This is a genomic window from Paragemmobacter amnigenus (genome assembly GCF_009908265.2).
Taxonomy (GTDB): Bacteria; Pseudomonadota; Alphaproteobacteria; order Rhodobacterales; family Rhodobacteraceae; genus Paragemmobacter; species Paragemmobacter amnigenus.
Window position 1 is genome coordinate 142,166 of record NZ_JAAATX020000010.1, and the last position, 19,133, is coordinate 161,298.

General features: G+C 66.2%; 18 protein-coding genes. 7 read left to right on the forward strand and 11 right to left on the reverse strand.

Annotated elements, in window-relative coordinates; genetic code table 11:
• Position 1: 1 nt before the first annotated feature.
• Both GU927_RS14915 and GU927_RS14920 read right to left on the reverse strand, forming a co-directional pair.
• On the reverse strand, positions 2-904 hold the full coding sequence (locus tag GU927_RS14915; RefSeq protein WP_217765686.1) for a carbohydrate ABC transporter permease: 903 nt from the start codon (positions 902-904) through the stop codon (positions 2-4).
• 105 nt (positions 905-1,009) lie between these two features.
• Positions 1,010-2,254, reverse strand: a complete 1,245-nt coding sequence (locus GU927_RS14920; protein WP_161763246.1) for an ABC transporter substrate-binding protein — start codon at positions 2,252-2,254, stop codon at positions 1,010-1,012.
• 102 nt (positions 2,255-2,356) lie between these two features.
• On the opposite strand from GU927_RS14920, the gene GU927_RS14925 reads away from it, so the two are divergent.
• Entirely contained in the window at positions 2,357-3,139 is a 783-nt protein-coding gene (locus GU927_RS14925) for an IclR family transcriptional regulator (protein ID WP_161763248.1), read from the forward strand.
• 24 nt (positions 3,140-3,163) lie between these two features.
• Positions 3,164-4,219: an ABC transporter ATP-binding protein gene (locus GU927_RS14930; protein WP_161763249.1), complete on the forward strand. Its 1,056-nt coding sequence runs from the start codon at positions 3,164-3,166 to the stop codon at positions 4,217-4,219.
• 6 nt (positions 4,220-4,225) lie between these two features.
• Here the strand turns inward: GU927_RS14930 and trhO are convergent, their stop codons facing one another.
• Entirely contained in the window at positions 4,226-5,128 is a 903-nt protein-coding gene (trhO, locus tag GU927_RS14935; protein ID WP_161763330.1) for an oxygen-dependent tRNA uridine(34) hydroxylase TrhO, read from the reverse strand.
• A 103-nt stretch (positions 5,129-5,231) separates the two neighbouring features.
• Between trhO and pncA the strand changes: the two genes are divergently transcribed.
• Positions 5,232-5,840 (forward strand): bifunctional nicotinamidase/pyrazinamidase, encoded by a 609-nt coding sequence (gene pncA, locus GU927_RS14940; RefSeq protein ID WP_161763250.1) that lies wholly within the window; start codon positions 5,232-5,234, stop codon positions 5,838-5,840.
• Position 5,841: 1 nt separating this feature from the next.
• Complete coding sequence (pncB, locus tag GU927_RS14945; protein WP_161763251.1) at positions 5,842-7,131, forward strand: nicotinate phosphoribosyltransferase; 1,290 nt, start codon at positions 5,842-5,844, stop codon at positions 7,129-7,131.
• Positions 7,132-7,133: 2 nt separating this feature from the next.
• Here pncB and GU927_RS14950 read toward each other — a convergent pair whose 3' ends face one another.
• The 7 genes from GU927_RS14950 to GU927_RS14980 form a co-directional block, all read right to left on the reverse strand.
• Entirely contained in the window at positions 7,134-8,051 is a 918-nt protein-coding gene (locus GU927_RS14950; RefSeq protein ID WP_161763252.1) for a phosphotransferase enzyme family protein, read from the reverse strand.
• Positions 8,044-8,469 carry an alternative ribosome rescue aminoacyl-tRNA hydrolase ArfB gene (gene arfB / locus GU927_RS14955; RefSeq protein ID WP_161763253.1) on the reverse strand — a complete coding sequence of 142 codons (426 nt, stop codon included), beginning with the start codon at positions 8,467-8,469 and terminating at the stop codon, positions 8,044-8,046. Before arfB ends, GU927_RS14950 begins: the two co-directional genes overlap by 8 nt.
• Before the next feature lie 244 nt (positions 8,470-8,713).
• Entirely contained in the window at positions 8,714-9,337 is a 624-nt protein-coding gene (locus GU927_RS14960; RefSeq protein WP_161763255.1) for a queuosine precursor transporter, read from the reverse strand.
• 87 nt (positions 9,338-9,424) lie between these two features.
• The gene (locus GU927_RS14965; protein ID WP_161763256.1) at positions 9,425-10,321 is read right to left on the reverse strand and encodes an esterase-like activity of phytase family protein; all 897 of its coding nucleotides are present in this window, start codon (positions 10,319-10,321) and stop codon (positions 9,425-9,427) included.
• On the reverse strand, positions 10,294-11,181 hold the full coding sequence (mepA, locus tag GU927_RS14970; RefSeq protein WP_161763258.1) for a penicillin-insensitive murein endopeptidase: 888 nt from the start codon (positions 11,179-11,181) through the stop codon (positions 10,294-10,296). The genes GU927_RS14965 and mepA overlap by 28 nt, the downstream gene beginning before the upstream one ends.
• Complete coding sequence (locus GU927_RS14975) at positions 11,181-12,551, reverse strand: MFS transporter (protein ID WP_161763259.1); 1,371 nt, start codon at positions 12,549-12,551, stop codon at positions 11,181-11,183. The genes mepA and GU927_RS14975 overlap by 1 nt, the downstream gene beginning before the upstream one ends.
• 73 nt (positions 12,552-12,624) lie before the next feature.
• Complete coding sequence (locus GU927_RS14980; protein ID WP_161763261.1) at positions 12,625-13,155, reverse strand: acyl-CoA thioesterase; 531 nt, start codon at positions 13,153-13,155, stop codon at positions 12,625-12,627.
• Between the two features lie 134 nt (positions 13,156-13,289).
• Between GU927_RS14980 and GU927_RS14985 the strand changes: the two genes are divergently transcribed.
• From GU927_RS14985 to yaaA, 3 genes are all read left to right on the forward strand, one after another.
• Positions 13,290-13,577 (forward strand): YggT family protein, encoded by a 288-nt coding sequence (locus GU927_RS14985; protein ID WP_161763263.1) that lies wholly within the window; start codon positions 13,290-13,292, stop codon positions 13,575-13,577.
• Between the two features lie 73 nt (positions 13,578-13,650).
• Positions 13,651-15,693, forward strand: coding sequence for a DNA helicase RecQ (gene recQ, locus GU927_RS14990; protein ID WP_161763265.1), 2,043 nt, complete (start codon positions 13,651-13,653; stop codon positions 15,691-15,693).
• A gap of 38 nt (positions 15,694-15,731) precedes the next feature.
• Positions 15,732-16,526 carry a peroxide stress protein YaaA gene (yaaA, locus tag GU927_RS14995; protein ID WP_161763266.1) on the forward strand — a complete coding sequence of 265 codons (795 nt, stop codon included), beginning with the start codon at positions 15,732-15,734 and terminating at the stop codon, positions 16,524-16,526.
• Positions 16,527-16,533: 7 nt separating this feature from the next.
• On the opposite strand, the gene GU927_RS15000 is transcribed toward yaaA, so the two are convergent.
• Entirely contained in the window at positions 16,534-19,083 is a 2,550-nt protein-coding gene (locus tag GU927_RS15000; RefSeq protein WP_161763268.1) for a hybrid sensor histidine kinase/response regulator, read from the reverse strand.
• Between the last annotated feature and the right edge of the window lie 50 nt (positions 19,084-19,133).

Sequence of the window (19,133 nt, forward strand, 5' to 3'; positions counted from 1 at the left end):
CTTACCGCTCCGTTTCGTCGCGCCACATCTTCCAGATGAAGCCCGAAATGAAGACCATCATGATGGCAAACAGCACCACGGCGATGGCCGCGCCATAGCCCATGCGATAGCCATATTCGCTGAGCGCCTGCTCATACATGTAGAAGGACAGCACGCGGCTTGACCCGAACGGTCCGCCCGACGTCATGACCGAGACAAGGTCGAAAGACCGCAGCGCGCCGATGACCGTGACGACCACCGCGATGAAGGTGGCAGGCCGCAGTTGCGGCAGGATCACGTACCACAGCATTCGCCACCCCTTGGCCCCGTCCAGACGCGCGGCCTCGACCTGATCGGGGGCCACGTTGTTCAGGCCGGTCAGATACAGGATCATCACATAGGCGATCTGCGGCCAGAGCCCTGCCGCGATGATGCCGTAGGTGACGTATTTCTCTTCGGCAAGGATGGCGACACCCGTACCGGTGACGGCCTCGATCAGGTTGTAGAACAGGCCGAAATCGGGGGCGTAGAACCACGAGAAGATCAGGCCGACGACGACCTGCGAAATCACGAAGGGAAAGAAGAACAGCGACTTGTAAAGCCGGATGCCCCGCACGCTCTGGTTCAGGAAGATCGCGATCAACAGCCCTGCCGGAACCGCCAGCAGATAAAGCCCGAGCCAGAGCACGTTGTTGACGAGCGAGGTGACGAATGCAGGGTCGGACCAGAGTTCCTGGAAATTGCCCAGACCGACGAAGCGACCGGTGAATTCGCCCTCGCGGTTGTAGAGCCCGTCCCAGTCGTACAGCGACAGAAGCAGGCTCTCTCCGATCGGCCAGATGACGTAGACAAGGAACATCAAAAGGCCGGGCGCAAGGAACAGCCAAGGCGCGAGGCTGCGCTGGTTGAAAGACCGTGACGACATGCCAACCTCGATGCGGAATTCCGTGGTGAAAGGCCCCGGGACAGATAACGCCCCGGGGCTGGAGTAAACGGGCGCGACCCTGAGGGGGACGCGCCCGCTGGGAGGTTATTGGTAGACCCGCTGGCGGACGGACTCGAGCCGCTCGAGGATCGCGTCGAGGTTTTCGGGCTTCACGAGGAACTCCTGGAAGCCTTCCATGCCGGCCTTCGCCATTTCGGCGGGCGCGTCACGGTCGAAGAACTGCGCCAGCGCATAGGCCGAGGACAGCGATTCGAAGCCTGCCGAGATGAAGGGATCATCCGCGGCGACGGTGGAGTTCTTGTTCGTCGGCAACTGGCCCAGCGCGGCGTTCAGCTTGGTCTGGGCATCGGCCGAGGCGACGAAGGCAAGGAACTTCTTGGCATCGTCCACGTTCTGCGCACCTGCCGGGATATGGATGGTATCCGTCGGCGCCTCTTCCGCGCGCGGGATGCCGGGGGTGATTTCCGGGAAGACCATGAAGCCCAAATTGTCGTTCGTCATGCCGCCTTCCTTGAAGGTGCCGACGGCGAAGTTGCCCATGACGTAGTTCGCGGCCTTGCCCTGCACCAGAAGCGCTGCGGCATCCTGCCAGTCGATCGCGGCGTGGTTCGCCGTGACATAGGGCTGGAGCTTGGCGAATTCGGCAAAGACCTTTTTCACCGACTCGTCCGTCCAGGCGATTTTCCCGGCGGTCAGGTCCATGTGCCATTCATAACCGTTGGTACGCAGCGACAGGTAGTCGAAGATGCCCGCAACCGGCCACAGCGCCTTGGAGCCCGTGGTGACGCAGTCGATACCTGCGGCCTTGAACGCCTCGCAATTCTTAAGGAACTGCTCCCAGGTCACGCCACCATCGGGGGCTTCCAGACCGGCCGCCTTGTAGGCGTCGCGGTTAAAATAGATGCCCCATTGGTAGTAGGTGTAGGGCACGCCCCACTGCTTGCCGTCGATGGTCATCGACGCCTTGGCCGAGGCCAGCGCGTCGTTCAGGCCGTTGGCCTCCCACACATCGGTGACGTCCATGAACTGGCCCGCGTTGACAAAGGGGGCCATCCGGTTGCCGGCGTACCAGTTCGCCAGATCAGGGGCATCCGCCGTCAGGAAGTTGCGGATCGCGGTCTTGTAGCCTTCGTGATCGAAATTGTTGAGCTGCACGTCGATGTCGGGGTTCGCAGCCTCGAAATCGGCAATCAGCGCTTCCATCGCGGCCAGCGGAATCGGGTCGTAGTCGGCATTGTACTTCAGGACACGCTTGTCCTGCGCCACTGCCGCCGTGGACAGCAGCAAAGCCGCCGTCAGCGCCATTGCGCCCTTCGCGTAACGGACCATCGGTTTCCTCCCTTGTGGTTCCATTATGTGAAACTTAGTCTTGAATATTGAAAACTATGGTGCGTATCGTCTAGGCTGTCAACAGCGACGCGAGGGAAGGCGATGGCGGCGGATCAGGGTGACGGGACGGTGGGCAAGGCGCTGGATGTGCTCGACATGGTCGCGGCTGTGGGCCGCCCTGTGCGGTTCACCGACCTGCTGGCGCGGTCCGAATATCCCAAGGCCACGCTGTATCGCCTGATCCAGACGCTGACCCATCAGGGGATGCTGGCCTATGATCCGGACCGGCAGACCTATGCCCTCGGCGTGCGGCTGGTGCGGCTGGCCCATGCGGCATGGGCGACATCATCGCTGGCCCCGCTGGCGCGGCCCTATCTTGATGAATTGTCTGCCGAAACGGGCGAGACGATCCACCTTGCCCAGATGGATAACGGGCAGGTCCTGTATGTGGACAAGCGCAACGCGGCGAAGCCTGTCGAGATGTTCGCGCAGGCCGGCAAGGTGGGGCCCGCCTATTGCACGGGGGTGGGCAAGGCGATGCTGGCCTATCTGTCCGAGGACGAACTGGAGCGCGCGATCCAGCGGCAGAGCTTCCACCGCTTCACCGATCATACGCTGGACACGCCCGAGAAGTTGAAGGCCGAATTGCAGGCCATCCGTGCCCGCGGCCATGCCTATGACCGCGAGGAGCACGAGCCGGGAATCATCTGCTGTGCCGTGCCGATCCTGTCACGCACGGGGCGGGTGATCGGCGCCTTGTCCGTCACCTCGACCACCAGCCGGACCACTCTGGCCGACCTCGATTCGGGGGCGGCCCGCATCAAGCAGACAGCAGCACAAATCGCGGCCGAGGCGGAAAGCTGGCGCTTTCCGGAACAGGCCTAAGGGAATTTCAGGGAGGAAACGGTCATGTCAGGCGTCGTGCTTCAGAAGGTCGTCAAACGCTTTGGCGAGGCGCAGGTCATCCACGGGGTCGATCTGGTGATCGAGGATGGCGAATTCTGTGTCTTTGTCGGCCCGTCGGGCTGCGGGAAGTCCACGCTGCTGCGGATGGTGGCGGGGTTGGAGGAAACGTCCGAAGGGGCGATCCGCATCGGCGCGCGGGATGTCACGAAGGCCGACCCGTCGGAACGCGGCGTGGCGATGGTTTTCCAGACCTACGCTCTCTACCCCCACATGACGGTGGCGGAAAACATGGGCTTTGGCCTGAAGATGACGGGCCATCCCAGGGCCGAGATCGACCGCAAGGTGGCCGAGGCGGCGCGCATCCTGAAGCTGGAAGACTTGCTCGCGCGCAAGCCCAAGGCCCTGTCAGGCGGGCAGCGGCAGCGGGTGGCGATCGGGCGGGCCATCGTGCGGGGGCCGGAGGTGTTTCTCTTCGACGAGCCGCTGTCCAATCTGGATGCCGAGTTGCGGGTCGAGATGCGGGCCGAAATCGCGCGCCTTCACCGCGAGATCGGCGCGACCATGATCTACGTGACCCATGACCAGGTCGAGGCGATGACGCTGGCCGACAAGATCGTCGTGCTGCGCAAGGGCAAGGTGGAACAGGTGGGCAAACCGCTGGACCTGTATCACGACCCCGACAACCGCTTTGTCGCGGGCTTCATCGGAAGCCCCGCGATGAACTTCGTTTCCGGCACGGTCGAAGGCGCGGGTCGTGTCGCGGCGGCGGGTCTGGCAGCGACCGTGACGACCGGGGTGGCCCTGCCCGGCGCGGGGGCGAAGGTGGAGATCGGACTGCGTCCGCAGCACCTTCAGGTCATCGACGGGACCACGCATCGGGTGGAGATGACCGAGGCGCTGGGGGGTGTGTCCTATATCCATGTCACCGCACCCACAGGCGAGAAGCTGGTGATCGAGGCGAAGGGGGATGTCATTCCCGCCACCGGCGCGCAGATCGGGGTGGGCTTCGACGCGAAAGACGCGCTGGTCTTTTCCGAAAGCGGTGCGCGACTGCGCTAGGCCGGATCAGGCGCCGAGGTGCGGCTCTCCCCGCGCCTTGGCCAGTTCCATCTGCCGTTGGCGTTCGCGGAAGCGGGCGCGGTCCGCTTCGGTATATTCACCGGTGCAGGCGGGACAGCAGACGCCATCCTCGAATGCCGGATCGCGGCGCTGCTCGGGGGTGACGGGGCGGCGGCAGGCGCCGCAGGTCGTCATCTGGCCCTGCACCAGACCGTGGCCGACCGACACGCGCTGGTCGAAGACGAAGCATTCGCCCTGCCACAGGGATTGGTCGGCGGGCACCTCCTCGAGATATTTCAGGATGCCACCCTTGAGGTGGTATACCTCTTCAACCCCTTGTTGCAGAAGGAAATTCGTCGACTTCTCGCAGCGGATGCCGCCGGTGCAGAACATGGCGATCCGCTTGTTGTGGAAACGGTCGCGGTTCTGTTCCCACCATGCGGGGAATTCGGAGAAGCTGCGCGTTTTCGGGTCGATGGCCCCTTCGAAGGTGCCGATGGCAACTTCGTAGTCATTGCGGGTGTCGATCACCGCGACATCGGGTGAGGCGATCAGCGCGTTCCACTCCTGCGGGGCGACGTAATGGCCGACCTGCGCGCGGGGGTCGACGTCGGGCTGGCCCATCGTCACGATCTCGCGCTTCAGTTTCACCTTCATCTTGCCGAAGGGCATGGTGGCGGCGGGGCTTTCCTTCCACTCCAGCCCGTCACAACCCGGAAGGGCGCGGATATGGGCCAGCACCGCGTCAATCCCCGCGCGGGTTCCGGCGATGGTGCCGTTGATCCCCTCGGCAGCCAGCAGGAGCGAGCCCTTCACCCCATGCCCCACGGCACAGTCCAGAAGCGGCCCGCGCAGGGCGGCGGGATCGGGGAAGCGGGTGAAGTGGTAAAGCGCGGCGACGGTCAGCATGGGGCGGGGATGCACCTGTTTTCCCCTGTTTTCAAGCCGTTCCCATTGACGCAGGGGCGGGGGTTTCCTACGCAGGGCCAGTCACCAAGCCGTGAGGTTCCCGATGCGTGCCGCGACCGAAGCCCTGATCGTGATCGACGTCCAGAACGATTTCTGTCCCGGCGGTGCGCTGGCCGTGGCAGAGGGGGACAAAATCATCAACCGGATCAACGGGTTGATGGATGACTTCGTCGTCACGGTCCTGACGCAGGACTGGCATCCGGCCAACCATTCCTCATTCGCGTCGAACCACGCGGGCAAGGCGCCGTTCGAGACGTTAACAATGTCTTACGGACCGCAGACCCTGTGGCCGGACCATTGCATCCAGGGCACAGCGGGCGCTGAATTTCACCCCGACTTGCGCACCGATCCCGCCCAACTGGTGATCCGCAAGGGATTCCGCCCCGCGATCGACAGCTATTCCGCCTTTTTCGAGAATGACCGTAGCACGACGACGGGACTGGATGGTTACCTGCGCGCGCGGGGGGTGACGGGCGTCACCTTCGTTGGACTGGCCACGGATTTCTGCGTCGCCTATTCGGCGCTGGACGCGGCGCGGTTGGGCTATCGGGCGACGGTCCTGCTGGGGGCCTGCCGCGGGATCGACCTTGGCGGGTCGATGGCGGCCATGACGGCCCAGATGCGCGCGGCAGGCGTCGCGCTGGAGGATTGATTTGGTCGATATCGCCACGCGCGTGCACAATCACAACTGGAAGATCGACCCGATCGTCCGGTCCCTGATCGACACCGACTTTTACAAGCTGCTGATGTGCCAGTCGATTTTCCGCAACAAGCCGGAGACGACGGTGACCTTCTCTCTCATCAACCGGACGGCCGAGGTTCGGCTGGCCGACCTGATCGACGAAGGAGAGCTGCGCGAGCAACTGGATCATGTGCGGTCGCTGTCGCTGTCGCGGGGCGAAAGCACATGGCTGCGCGGGAACATGTTCTATGGCAAGCGCCAGATGTTCCGCCCCGATTTCATGGAGTGGTTCGAGGGGCTGCGCCTGCCGCCCTATCATCTGGAAAAGCGCGACGGGCAATACGAGCTAACCTTCGAGGGGAGTTGGCCCGAGGTCATGCTGTGGGAGATTCCCGCGCTGGCCGTGCTGATGGAATTGCGGTCGCGGGCCGTGCTGAAGGGGATGGGGAAGTTCGAGCTGCAAATCCTCTATGCCCGCGCGATGACGCGGCTGTGGGAGAAGATCGAGCGGCTGAAGTCACTGGAAAACCTGCGGATTGCCGATTTCGGCACACGGCGGCGGCATTCCTTCCTGTGGCAGGACTGGTGCGTGCAGGCGATGCAGGAGGGGTTGGGGGCAAAGTTCACCGGCACCTCGAACTGCCGCATCGCGATGAAACGGGATATCGAGGCGATCGGGACCAACGCGCATGAATTGCCCATGGTCTATTCCGCGCTGGCGGAGGATGACGAGGCCCTGGCGCAGGCGCCCTATCAGGTGCTGGCCGACTGGCACGAGGAACATGACGGAAACCTGCGGATCATCCTGCCCGATACCTATGGCACCGAAGGTTTCCTGCGGAAGGCGCCGGACTGGTTAACCACGTGGACGGGTATCCGCATCGATTCGGGCGATCCGGCGGCGGGGGCCGAGACGGCGATCCGCTGGTGGACGTCGCGGGGCGAGGATCCGGCGCAGAAGCTGGTGATCTTTTCCGACGGTCTGGATGTGGAGAAGATCGAGGAATTGCACCGTCAGTTCCGCGGGCGGGTCAAGGTGTCCTTCGGCTGGGGCACGATGTTGACCAATGATTTCAGGGGCTTGGCAGGCGACCGGCTGGCGCCGTTCAGTCTGGTATGCAAGGCGGTGTCAGCCAACGGGCGGCCTACGGTGAAGCTGTCGGACAACCCGAACAAGGCGATGGGGCCCAAGGACGAGATCGCGCGGTACAAGCGGGTGTTCGGCGTGGGCGAGCAGGCGGCGATGGATGTAACTGTCTGAAATCACGCCATGATCCGGCGGGCGACCATTTCGGCGCGGGCGAGGTGGCTGATGTGGATCGGGTCGTCGGGGGCAAGGCGCGGCATCGTCCAGCCGACCGAGGCAAGGGTGCGCGCCATCGTGAAAAGTTCCACGCTTTCAACGTCTTGCGTGCCGTATCCGGCCATCAGCGCATCGCGCAATTCGTCGCGGGCGGGTTCGTATTGGTTCTGGGACAGGACGGTTCCGAGGTCGTAGAGGCGGTAGCCGAAGCCGCTGTCGTCGAAATCGATCAGGGCGGGGTAACTTTCGGAAAACAGGACGTTTTCGCGCAGGACATCGGCGTGGATCAGGCCGATGGGGGGATTGGTGCGGTCCAGATGCAACCGTACCGCATCCCGTGCCGCAAGCAGTACCGCACGTTGTACATACGCAGCGCGCGGATGGTCCCAGAAGCGGCCCCAGAAGGGGGCCTCGCCCACCAGACCCCCGGCATCCCATCGGGGGCGGGTGAAGGTGGCGGGCAGGGTCAGGCCGTCGCTGGCGGTGTGCAGACGGCGCAGCAGTTGGCCGAGGCGGAAGTGTCGGTCGGTCTGGATGGCGACGGGTTCGGGAAAGGGCACACCCGCCGTGCCAAGGGGCGTGCCGTCGATCCAGCGCACGACGCTGGCGAGGCGGCCGGTGGCGAGGGGTTCGAGCAGGTTGCCCGCGCGGGATTCGACGGGGGTCGCAACCGGCAGGCCCAGCGCGGCGAGTTCGCTGCACCACCAGAGTTCCGAGGCGATGGATGCCTGCGTCTGGTAGCCGATGCGGTGCAGGCGCAGGGCGGCGCGGGTACCGTCGGGCAGGGCGATTTCGTGGACGGCGTTTTCGCGGGCGAGGATCAGGCGGACATGGGTCGCGCCCCATAGCGCGGCGGCGGCGCGGGCTTCGTCAGTCATCGTCGCCGTCCACCTTGCCGCGCAGGGACTTGACCTCTCCCCTTACCGATTTGGCGGCGAGGCGGCGGCGCTGGCTGCCCAGCGTCGGCTTGGTGGCGATGCGGCGTTTCGGGGTGACGAGGGCCTGACGGATCAGGTCGGCCAGACGGTCGCGCGCGATCTCGCGGTTGCGGGCCTGGCTGCGCGTTTCGTCGACCTGGATGACGATGGCGCCTTCGGTCGTCCAGCGGCGGCCGGCAAGGCGTTTGAGGCGGGATTTCACGGGGTCGGACAGGTGGGGGGAGCGCGCGGCCTCGAACCGCAATTCGACCGCGGTGGAGACCTTGTTCACGTTCTGCCCGCCGGGACCGGAGGCGCGGATGAACTGTTCGGTCAGTTCCCAATCGGCGATGGCGAGGGTTTCGGTGATGTGCAGCATGGGCGGGGTCCGCAAGAGAAAGGGTCGCCTGCGCGGCGACCCTTTCCGAGATCCAAGGAGATGGGCCAGTTAGGTTTCAAGCCCAATCAGGTGGTCTGTCTGGCTGAGGGGCTGCCCTCAGAAAACACGCCTCCGGACTGTCCCGACACCTCTCTCCAATGTAGCTCTAGACACTGGATCACCTCCTTTCGATGGGTTACCGATAGAGGTAGCGTGGCACAGATTTTGTGTTTGTCAAAGCCTTTTACGCTACCCTTGTGGCAAAGCGGCGGATGGCCAGACGGAAGGGCAGCAGCGCCACCACGTCCACCGCGATCTTGACCAGCCAGTCGGCGAAGCCCAGCGAGACCCAGAAGGGAACGGCGGGACCAAAGCCCAGAAGGGGCATGGTTTCGGCGGCCCATGACACGTCGTTGGCGGGTTCGAGGAAGGCGAAGGTCATCGAGAAGGCCAGCGTGAAGAAGATCACGGTGTCGAGGGTGGAGCCGAGGAAGGTGGAGATGAAGGGCGCCTTCCACCATGCGGCGCGGCGCAGGCGGTCGAAGACGAAGATGTCCAGCAGTTGCGCGCAGAGGAAGGCGAGGCCCGAGCCCAGCGCCACGCGGATTGTGACGAGCGGACCGAATTCGCCCATGATCTGCGTGCCGATGGCCGAGCAGGCAAGGCCCGTGACGAAACCCGCATAGACCACGCGGCGGGCGGCGGCGGGGCCTTCCAGACGGTTGACGATGTCCGAGACGAGGAAGGCCAGCGGATAGGTGAAGGCACCCCATGTCAGCCATGTGCCGATCGGATGCTGGACGAGGATGTTGGAGGCCACCACGACGATGGCCATGGCGGCGACGCCATAAAGCGAGATGCGGGTCATGTCAGATTCCGTTTTGACAAGGTCGCGGAGACTTGGCCCCCCGCGCATCGGGGGACGCGCGGCCCCTACGCCTGTGGCGCGGTGCTGTCAATCGGGCAGGCGGTATTCGACGATCTCGGTCGTCTGGAAGAAGTTGTAATTGTCGTCCGAGATCAGGGTCAGCCGGATCGCCCCATCCGGCCCGCGCCAGACCGAGATGCCTTCGAGGTTGTCGTGCAGGCCGGTGGGGGATTGCAGGTCGGTGCGTTCGTCGGTCAGGCCGGACTCCGACAGGGCAAAGCTGCGGACGCGGCTGGCGAAACCGGCGATGCCGTGGAATTCGCGTTCCAGCAGGTAGAAGCGCCCGTCAGGTCCGATATCGGCGCCTACGGCAAGAAAGCCCCCGTCACGGCGCAGGGCGAAGGGCTGGTCCCATGTGCCGTTGCGAAAGCGCCAGAGGGGAAAGGGCCGTTCCATCCGGCCCGAGCGTTCGGGCAGGGTGTAGAGCGTGCCGTCGGGGGCGATGGCCAATGCCTCGAGCGCGGAGTTGGTCTGGAGCGTGGCGAATTCCGGCGGGGTGGGCAGGTTTTCGGCAGGTCCGTCGAGCGTGGCATAGCGCAGGACGCGGGCGACGTTTTCGAAGGAGACGAAGGCGGTGCCATCGGGGGCGATGGCCAGCCCTTCGGAATCGTTGCGGCCCTTTTCCAGCGGGCCGTCGCCCTTGCCCCGCAGGAGGCGCAGGGGGGCGGCGGTGATGGCGGTGATGCGGCCCTGCGCGTCGCGGGTGATCGTGCCGGCGGTCCATGCGCCGCGGTCGGAAATGGCGGTGAAGCGCAGCCCGTCAGCGGAAAGCTCGATGCCCGAAAGGCCGCCGAAGGCGTCATCCGGCATCGTCCATTCGTAGGAACCAAGAAAGCCCGCCGGTGCGGGCGGGCTGGCGCTGCCTTGCAGTGCGAGGGCCAGACAGGCCGCCGCCGTCAGGGCGAGGAGAGGACGTTTCGGCATTGTCTGGGCAGATCGGCAAGGGTGTAGTCGCGCGCGCCGCGCTCACGCGGGGCGGGCTGGGCATTCGGGTCCGGTTCGGGGTTGAGGTATTCGTCCGAGACCCACCACATCAGCGTCTCGTCACAGCCGTCGCCGCCTTTCGACAGTTCATCGACGGTGGGGGTCTGCGTCTCGCACTGGCGGGCGCCGCGGGGGCATTTCAGGCGGACGTGGAAATGGGTGTCATGCCCCGCCACGGGGCGGATCTTCTGGAGCCACTTGCGGTCGGCGCGGGTGGCGGTGCGGCACATCTCGATCTTGACGGCGGCGGCGACGAAGATGCGGTCGACGCGCGGATCGGATGCGGCGGCCTGCAGAAGCGCGGCATGGGCGGGGGTCCAGTTGTCGGTGACGCTGCGCTGGTCGGCGGAGCGGACGGGGATCGACGAGATATCCTCGCGTTCCTGCCGCGACAGGTCGAGGCGGCGGGGGGGCAGCATCCAGATGTCGGCGTCCAGCCCGATCTGGTGGCTGGCATGGCCGCTGGTCATCGGGCCGCCGCGGGGCTGGCTGATGTCGCCGATATAGAGGCCGGCCCAGCCGATCTGCGTGGCGGCGCGGCTGAGGTCGACGAGGTAGTCGATCATTACCGGATGGCCGAAGTTGCGGTTGCGCGACAGGCGCATGGCCTGCCATGTGGGCCCCGTCTCGGGCAGTTCGACAAGGCCGTCCGCGCAGCCCTTGGCGTAGCTGCCATAGGGCATGGGGCGGCTGGAGCTGGGCTGGTCCACCGCGCCGAAAAGCTGGTTCGCCTTGGTCTCTGCCGTTGCCGGCAGCGCGAGGGCGACTGCCAGTGCCAATCCTGCCAATGACTTGAACATCACGCCTGCTCGCCCTTTGCCCGCACGAAGGATAGCAGAACGAGGCCGATCAGGAACATCACGATCAGCGGAGAGATGCCGATGCGCTGCGATCCGCTGAGATAGGTGGCAAGGGCGATCAGCGCGGGCGAGATGAAGGAGGCGACCTTGCCCGACAGGGCGTAAAGGCCGAAGGCTTCGGTCGCGCGGTCGGGGGTGGTGTGGCGGACCATCATGGTGCGCGAGGCGGCCTGAAGCGCCCCGCCCGCCGCGCCGATGAGCGCGCCGCAGGCGAAGAAGATGGTGTCCGATGCGCTGGAGGCAGGGTCGAGCGGGAGGCCCCAGAGCGACTCGCGCGTCATGCCGACGATGACGAGGCAGACGAGCATCAGGACCACGATGCAGAAGGCGATCACGGGTTTGGGGCCGAAGCGGCGGTCGGCCTTGCCGCCGATCCAGCTTGCGACCATCGCCGTCACCGCGCCCACCACGCCGAAGACGCCGATCTGCGTGATCTCCCAGTTCAGCACGCCCGAGGCATAGACCCCGCCGAAGCCGTAGAGCGCGTTCAGCGCATCGCGGTAGAAGAGCGACGAGGCAAGATAGGCCGAGAGGCTGCCGCGCCAGCGGAGCGAGGCGAGAAGGTCGCGCAGGCTGGCGAAGGCAAGGCCGAGGTTCAGGGGGCGGCGTTCGGTGCGGGGTTCACGCACCCAGAGGAAGAAGGGGATCATGAAGACCGCATACCAGAGCGCGGTGAAGGGACCGACGGCGCGCGTCCCCTCGCGCGCTTCGGGGTCGAGGCCGAGGATGGGGTCGAGGCCGATCAGCGTTTTCCCCGTCGCGCTGTTTTCGGCAAAGAGCGCGAGCATCAGGATCAACGCGAGCAGCCCGCCCAGATAGCCGAAGGCAAAGCCCGAGCCGGAAATGGCGCCCATGTCGTCATGGTCCGAAAGCGAGGGCATCAGGGCGTTGGTGAAGATGGTGGCGAATTCCATGCCGATGAAGCCCAGCCCGAAACAGGCCACCGCCCAGAACAGCGTGTCGCCCCCCGGTGCCACGAACCACAGCGCGGCGGAGCCTGCGACGTAGAAGGCCGAAAAGAACCAGACCCAGACCATCCGCCGCCCCGTGCTGTCGGCAATCGCGCCGAGGATGGGGGCGAAGATGGCGATGGCGACGGAGGAAATGGCAAGGCCGAGGCCCCAATAGGCCTGTGCCGCGGCGCCTGCGGCATCGGCATCCAGCCCTTGGGCCATGTACTGGCCGCGGGCGATCTCGGCGAAGTAGGGGCCAAAGATGAAGGTCAGGAGCAGGGTGTTGTAGGGCTGGCTGGCCCAGTCGAAGAACCACCATCCCCAGATGCGCTTTCTTGCGCTGACCGTCGCACTCATGCCCGCCCCCTGCCCTTTCGGCCTTTTGTCGCGATTGAATCGTGAAACCGGCCGTCTGGCAAGGCTGGAGCGGTCAACGGGCGGGGGGCCAGGGCCGCTGCCCCTCGGCCGCGATCCAGGCTTGCACGAAATCGGGCAGGGGCGGGCTTTGCTGCGGCTGGCCCAGCGCGGCAAGCACGCGGTCGGGCGCGACGATGCCGTCCTTCGAGGTCACGGCCGAGCGGATGACCTGATGGCTGGTGCAGTCGTCGCCCTTCCACATCGATTGTTCGATATAGAGGAAGCGGTGGTCCCAGCCGATGCAGCGGCTGTGCATCGTGATGCGGTCGAAGGCGCGGATGCGGCGGCGGTAGCGCACGGTGTTGCCCGCGACCGTCATCCCCCAGCCATTCGCCGCCAGAACGCGGTGCAGCCCCGTGCGCTGGCCCAGAGGGATACGGCCCAGATCGTAGATCGTCAGCGTGCGGCCATTGTTCAGTTCGACCCACGGGTCCAGATCCCACGGCCAGCACATATGCGTGCTGACATGCGTGCCCAGCAGCGGAAGGGCGGGGGCATTGCGGAAGACCCACAACTCTTTGGCCATGCGGAGGAAGGGATACATGAGCAGCTCTCCTGTCGGCTGCGGGTTGCCCGCTGGGGCGCGGAAGGTCAAGGCGCGACGCTGCGGAAGGGCGTTGCGGTTTTGGCCGCCAGAGGCTACCTGTGACACAAGCCCTAGTATGCGGAGGCCGCTGAATGACCTCGATCCTGCAAATCCTGCTGCTCATCCTGGATGTCGTGCAGTGGGTGATCCTTGCCCATATCATCATGAGCTGGCTGATCAACTTCCAGGTTCTGAACCTGCGCCAGCCGCTGGTCGGGCAAATCTGGGATGCGCTGAACCGTCTGCTGGAACCGATCTATTCGCGCGTCCGGTCGGTGCTGCCGAACCTTGGCGGGATCGACCTTGCCCCGCTGGTCGTGCTGCTGGCGGTCTATGCGCTGCGGATCGTTCTGGTGAACAACGCCGCCGCCTTCATGTGATCTTCACCGCTTCGTAACCACGGGCGGGGCAGGCTTTCCCCGCCCCGTCCCGATTCAGGCCCCCTGCCCCGCCATGACCGATCCCGAAACCTTGCTGCGTTCCGTCTTCGGCTTTCCGGGGTTCCGCCCCGGTCAGGCCGAAATCGTGGCGGCGGTGATGGCGGGGCGCAACACGCTGGCCATCATGCCGACGGGCGGGGGCAAGTCGCTGTGTTTCCAGCTGCCCGCGCTGTGCCGCGACGGGGTGACGGTGGTGATCTCGCCTCTCATCGCGCTGATGCGGGATCAGGTGCGGTCGCTGCGCGAGGCGGGGGTGGAGGCGGGGGCGCTGACATCAGGCAATACCGAGGCCGAGACGGAAGAGGTGTTCTCCGCGCTGGATGCGGGGCGGCTGAAGCTTTTGTACATGGCGCCGGAGCGGTTGGCATCGGCGGCGACGCTGCCCATGCTGCGGCGGATCGGGACGCGGCTGATCGCGGTGGACGAGGCGCATTGCGTCAGCCAGTGGGGGCATGATTTCCGGCCCGATTACCTGCGGATCGGGGAGTTGCGCCGCGCGCTGGGCGTGCCGCTGGCGGCATTCACCGCCACCGCGGACGAAGAGACGCGGGCCGAGATCGTGACGCGGCTGTTCGACGGGGTGGCGCCCGAGACTTTCCTGCGCGGATTCGACCGGCCAAACATCCATCTGGCCTTTGCGGTGAAGGACAATCCGCGCACGCAGGTGTTGCGGTTCGCGGCGGCGCGCAAGGGGCAGTCGGGCATCGTCTATTGCGCGACGCGGGCCAAGACCGAGACGCTGGCGCAGGCGCTGCGCGAGGCGGGGCATGTGGCCTGCCACTATCACGGCGGGATGGACCCCGAGGAGCGGCGGCAGGTCGAAATCCGCTTCCAGCGCGAGGACGGGCTGATCGTGGTGGCGACCATCGCCTTCGGCATGGGGATCGACAAGCCGGATATCCGCTGGGTCGCCCATGCCGACCTGCCCAAGTCGATCGAGGGCTATTATCAGGAGATCGGGCGCGCGGGGCGTGATGGCGCGGCGGCCGAGACGATGACGCTTTACGGTCCCGACGACATCCGGCTGCGGCGGGCGCAGATCGACGAGGGGATCGCGCCTGCGGACCGCAAGGCGGCGGATCATGCGCGGCTGAATGCGCTGCTGGGGCTGGCCGAGGCGATGGGCTGCCGACGGCAGGTCCTGCTGGGCTATTTCGGCGAGGCGGCGGAGCCTTGCGGGAATTGCGACCTGTGCGACCGACCTGCGGTGCTGTTCGACGCGACCGAGGCGGTGAGGAAGGCGCTGTCGGCCATCCTGCGGACGGGGGAATGGTTCGGGGCGGGGCATCTGATCGACATCCTGACGGGGGCGGCGACGGACAAGGTGCGCGAGCGGGGGCATGACAAGCTGCCCACCTTTGCCGTGGGGCGCGATCTGACCAAGGCCGCATGGGGCGCGGTGTTCCGGCAGATGATGGGGCGCGATCTGGTGCGCCCCGATCCGGAGCGGCATGGCGCGCTGCGCATGACCGAGGCGGCGCGGCCCATCCTGCGGGGAGAGGAGAGCATCACGCTTCGCAAGGATACGGTCGATGCGGCGCGGCCTTCGGTGGCGGTCAAGGCGCTGGTATCCGACGAGGATGCGCCGCTTCTGTCGGCGCTGAAGGCCAAGCGGCGCGCGCTGGCCGAGGCGGCGGGGGTGCCCGCCTATGTGATCTTCCCCGACCGGACCCTGATCGAGATGGCCGAGCGGCGGCCCGCCACGCTGGACCAGATGGCGGGGATCACGGGGGTGGGTGCAAAGAAGCTGGAAAGTTACGGGGCAGAGTTCCTTGCCGTGATCGTGGGGGCGACCGAGCAGGTGCATCCCCAGCGGCTGCGGCTGGCGGGGCAGGCGGCGGGGCCGGTCTTTGACCGGCTGGCCGATGTGCAGGTCGCGCTGTCGCGGGGCGAGGACGGGACGGGGAAATACCTGTCCGTCACCCATTCCACGCTGCGCCTGATTGCCGAGCGGCGTCCGTCGACCCTGACCGAGTTGCAGCGGATACAGGGGATGGGCGACCAGAAGGTGGAACGGTTCGGAGAAGCCTTCCTGTCGGTCTTGCGCGAGGCGTAAGCGGGCCTATCTGGGCAGGCTAGCCAAAGGAGATTGCCATGCTGTGCGTCATTTCCCCTGCAAAGCGGCTGGACGAAGAGCCGCGCGCCCTGCCTGCGGGCCTGGAGCCGACCGAACCCTCCTTCGGTGCGGATGCGGCCAAGCTTGCGAAGATCGCGCGGGGGCTTTCGGTGGCCGATTTGCGCGCGCTGATGGGGATTTCGGAACCGCTGGCGCGGCTGAATGCCGAGCGGTTCGCGGCCTTCCGCGCCAAGCCTGCGGCGGGCGCGGTGAAACCCGCGGCCTTCTGCTTTGACGGGGATACCTATGCGGGGCTGGAGGCAAAGACGCTGGATGCCGACGCGCTGCGCTGGGCGCAGGGGCATCTGCGTATCCTGTCGGGGCTTTACGGGCTGTTGCGGCCCCTGGACCTGATCCAGCCCTACCGGCTGGAGATGGGCAGCCGTCTGGCCAATCCGAAGGGGCCGGACCTTTACGCATGGTGGGGCAACCGGATCGCGCGGGCGCTGAACGCGCAGGGGGCCGAGGTCGGGGCGGAGGTTCTGGTGAACTGCGCCTCGCAGGAATATTTCGGGGCGGTGGACCTGCGCGCGCTGAAGTTGCGGGTGGTGACGCCGGTCTTCCTTGAAGGACGGGGGGCCGAGGCGAAGGTGGTGTCCTTCTTCGCCAAGAAGGCGCGGGGGGCGATGGCGCGCTTCATCGCCGAGAACCGGCTGACCGATCCTGCGGATATCCTTGGCTTTTCCACGGGCGGCTATGCGCTGGACGCGGAACGTTCCACACCGGACAGGCCGGTCTTCCTGCGCGAGGCGGGGGCGGAAGCGGCAGCCTGAGGGCGGGTCAGGCGGCGCTGGCGGCGGGGGTGGCCGCTTCGGCATGGGGTCCGAGATCGGCACCTTCGGGGCAATATTCCTGTAGCGCGGCAAGGATGGCCGAACGGCGGAGCGGCTTGGTCAGGTGCTTGTCCATTCCGGCGGCGAGGATGTCGTCGCCATCCTCGGGCATGGCATGGGCGGTAAGGGCGAGGATGGGAACGCGGGCGCGGCCAGCCTCGGCCTGACGGATGGTGCGGGCGGCGGTGCAGCCGTCCATCACGGGCATCGAGATATCCATGAAGATCACGTCGGGGTGGAAGGTCTGCCACAGATCGACCGCCTGCTGGCCATCCGCCGCAAAGCGCAGATCGAGGTCGAGGTCGCGCACCATCTTGGCAAAGACGAGCTGGTTGGTCTGGTTGTCCTCGGCCGCGAGGACGCGCATCCGGCGGGCGGCGGGCGGCGGGCTGACCGCATCGGGCGGGGTTTCGGCACCGGTCAGGCGGGCGACGGCCGACCAGAGTTCGCCACGCAGGACAGGGCGGGGAAGAACGGCGGCGGCCATGCCCTGCGCGACATGTGCATTGGCCGCGGACAGGCCCGCCGGGTTGGCAAGCAGGATCAGCGGCGGCGGATTGCGGCGGGCCTGAAGGGTGTCGAGCAGGGTCTGGCCTTCGGGGCCATCGCCCGGGAAGTCGGCGATGACCAGATCGCAGGGGCCTTCGAGCAGCGGGGCGATTTCGGCAGCGCTGCGGCAGGTGGTGACGGCAAGCGACAGGGGCGCGAGTTGCCGTTCCAGAATGTCGCGGTTGAGCGGGTTCGGATCGCAGAGCAGCACGCGGCGCAGGCTGGTGGGGCGCGGCATGGCGTGCAGCTCTTCCGCGACGGGCAGGGAGAGGGAGAAGCCGAAGCACGAACCCTTGCCCGGTTCGCTGTCGACCCAGATATCCCCCCCCATGCGATCCACGAGACGGCGGGTGATGGCAAGGCCCAGACCCGTACCTTCGAAGCGGCGGTTGGCGGCGCTGTCGGCCTGATTGAATTCGCCGAAGATGTGGTCGATCTGTTCGGGTGCGATGCCGATCCCCGTATCCTCGACCGAGATGTGCAGCCGTGCGTTGCCGCCCTTTTCACCGGGGATGCCGACGACGCGGACGATGACATGGCCTGCCTCGGTGAATTTGACCGCATTGCCCATGAGGTTGGTCAGCACCTGCCGCAGCCGCCCCGGATCACCGATGAAGCGGGTGGGAAGGAACATGTCGTAGTCGATCATCAGGTCGATCCCCTGCGCGCGGGCCTGCGGTTGCAGGAGGATCGCGGTTTCGTGGATCAGGCGGTCAAGGTCGAAGGGTTCGGGATGCAGGTTCAGGCGCCCCGCCTCGATCTTGGAGTAGTCGAGGACGTCGTTGATGATGGTCAGCAGCGCCTCGCCCGAGGAGCGGATGGTTTCGGCGAAAAGGCGCTGCTCTTCGGTCAGGGGGGTGCCGCAGAGCAGTTCGGCCATGCCGACGACGCCGTTCATCGGTGTCCTGATCTCGTGGCTCATATTCGCAAGGAAGGCGGATTTGGCGCGGCTGGCAGCTTCGGCGGCGGCGCGGGCGGTGCGGAGGGATTCCTGCACCTCGCGCTCGGCCGAGATGTCGGTGCGAAGGCCGACGCGGCCGCCATCGGGGGTGGGGTGGTCCTTGGCGCGGATCCAGCGGCCATCGGCAAGGTGTTGTTCCGACAGGCCCGAGGCGGAGCGGAATTCGGCGATGCGTTCGGCAAGCCATTCCTCCTCGCGGCCGATGGCATCGGAATGCTGGCCGGCGGCAAGGCCCGCGCGCAGGATGTCCTCGAACCGGGCGCCGGGGCGGATGGTGTCGGCGGCGGCGGAATAGATGCGGCGGTAGGTCTGGTTGCACAGCAGAAGGCGGTCGTGACGGTCGAAGATGACGAAGCCGTCGGGGATCGCCTCGATCGCGGCGCGCAGGCGCATTTCGCCGGTGATGTCGATGGCGAGGCTGACAAGATCGCCGTCGCGGGCGCGCCGGTCCTCGAGCCGGACCCAGAGGCCGGAGCGGAAGGCGAGTTCCACGGGGGGAATGTGGTCGGCGGCGATGCGGTCAAGCATGGTGGCGACCCAGTCCTCGACCGGCTGGTCCGTGTCGATGAGCGGGGCGAGACGTTCCATCAGGTCGCGGTAGGTCATGCCCTGAACCACGGCCCCTTGCGGGAAGGGCTGCATCATCGCGCGGTTGGCAAGCACGAGGCGGTCGTCACCGTCGAATACCGCGAAACCGTCGCGGATGGTGTCGATCGAGGTCCGCAGGCGGCGTTCGGCCATGACGGCGGCGGTGTGGGCGCGGTCGAGATCGCCGACATAGCGTTCGTTCTGGCCCTTGAGACGCGCAGCCTCGGACCGGGCGGCGCGGGCGGACTGGCGTTCCTCGACCACCTGTTCCGAAAGGGCGCGGGCCTGAAGGGCCAGCTTTTCGTTGGCCGCGGCCAATTCGCGGCTTTTCCATTCCAGATGCCGTTCCGCCGCCATGCGCGCGCGGCGTTCCTGTGCCAGACGTTCTGTCAATGTCATGCCTTGGTCCCGACTCGGCCCGTTGCTGCGCCAGCATCGGAGAGGGCGGT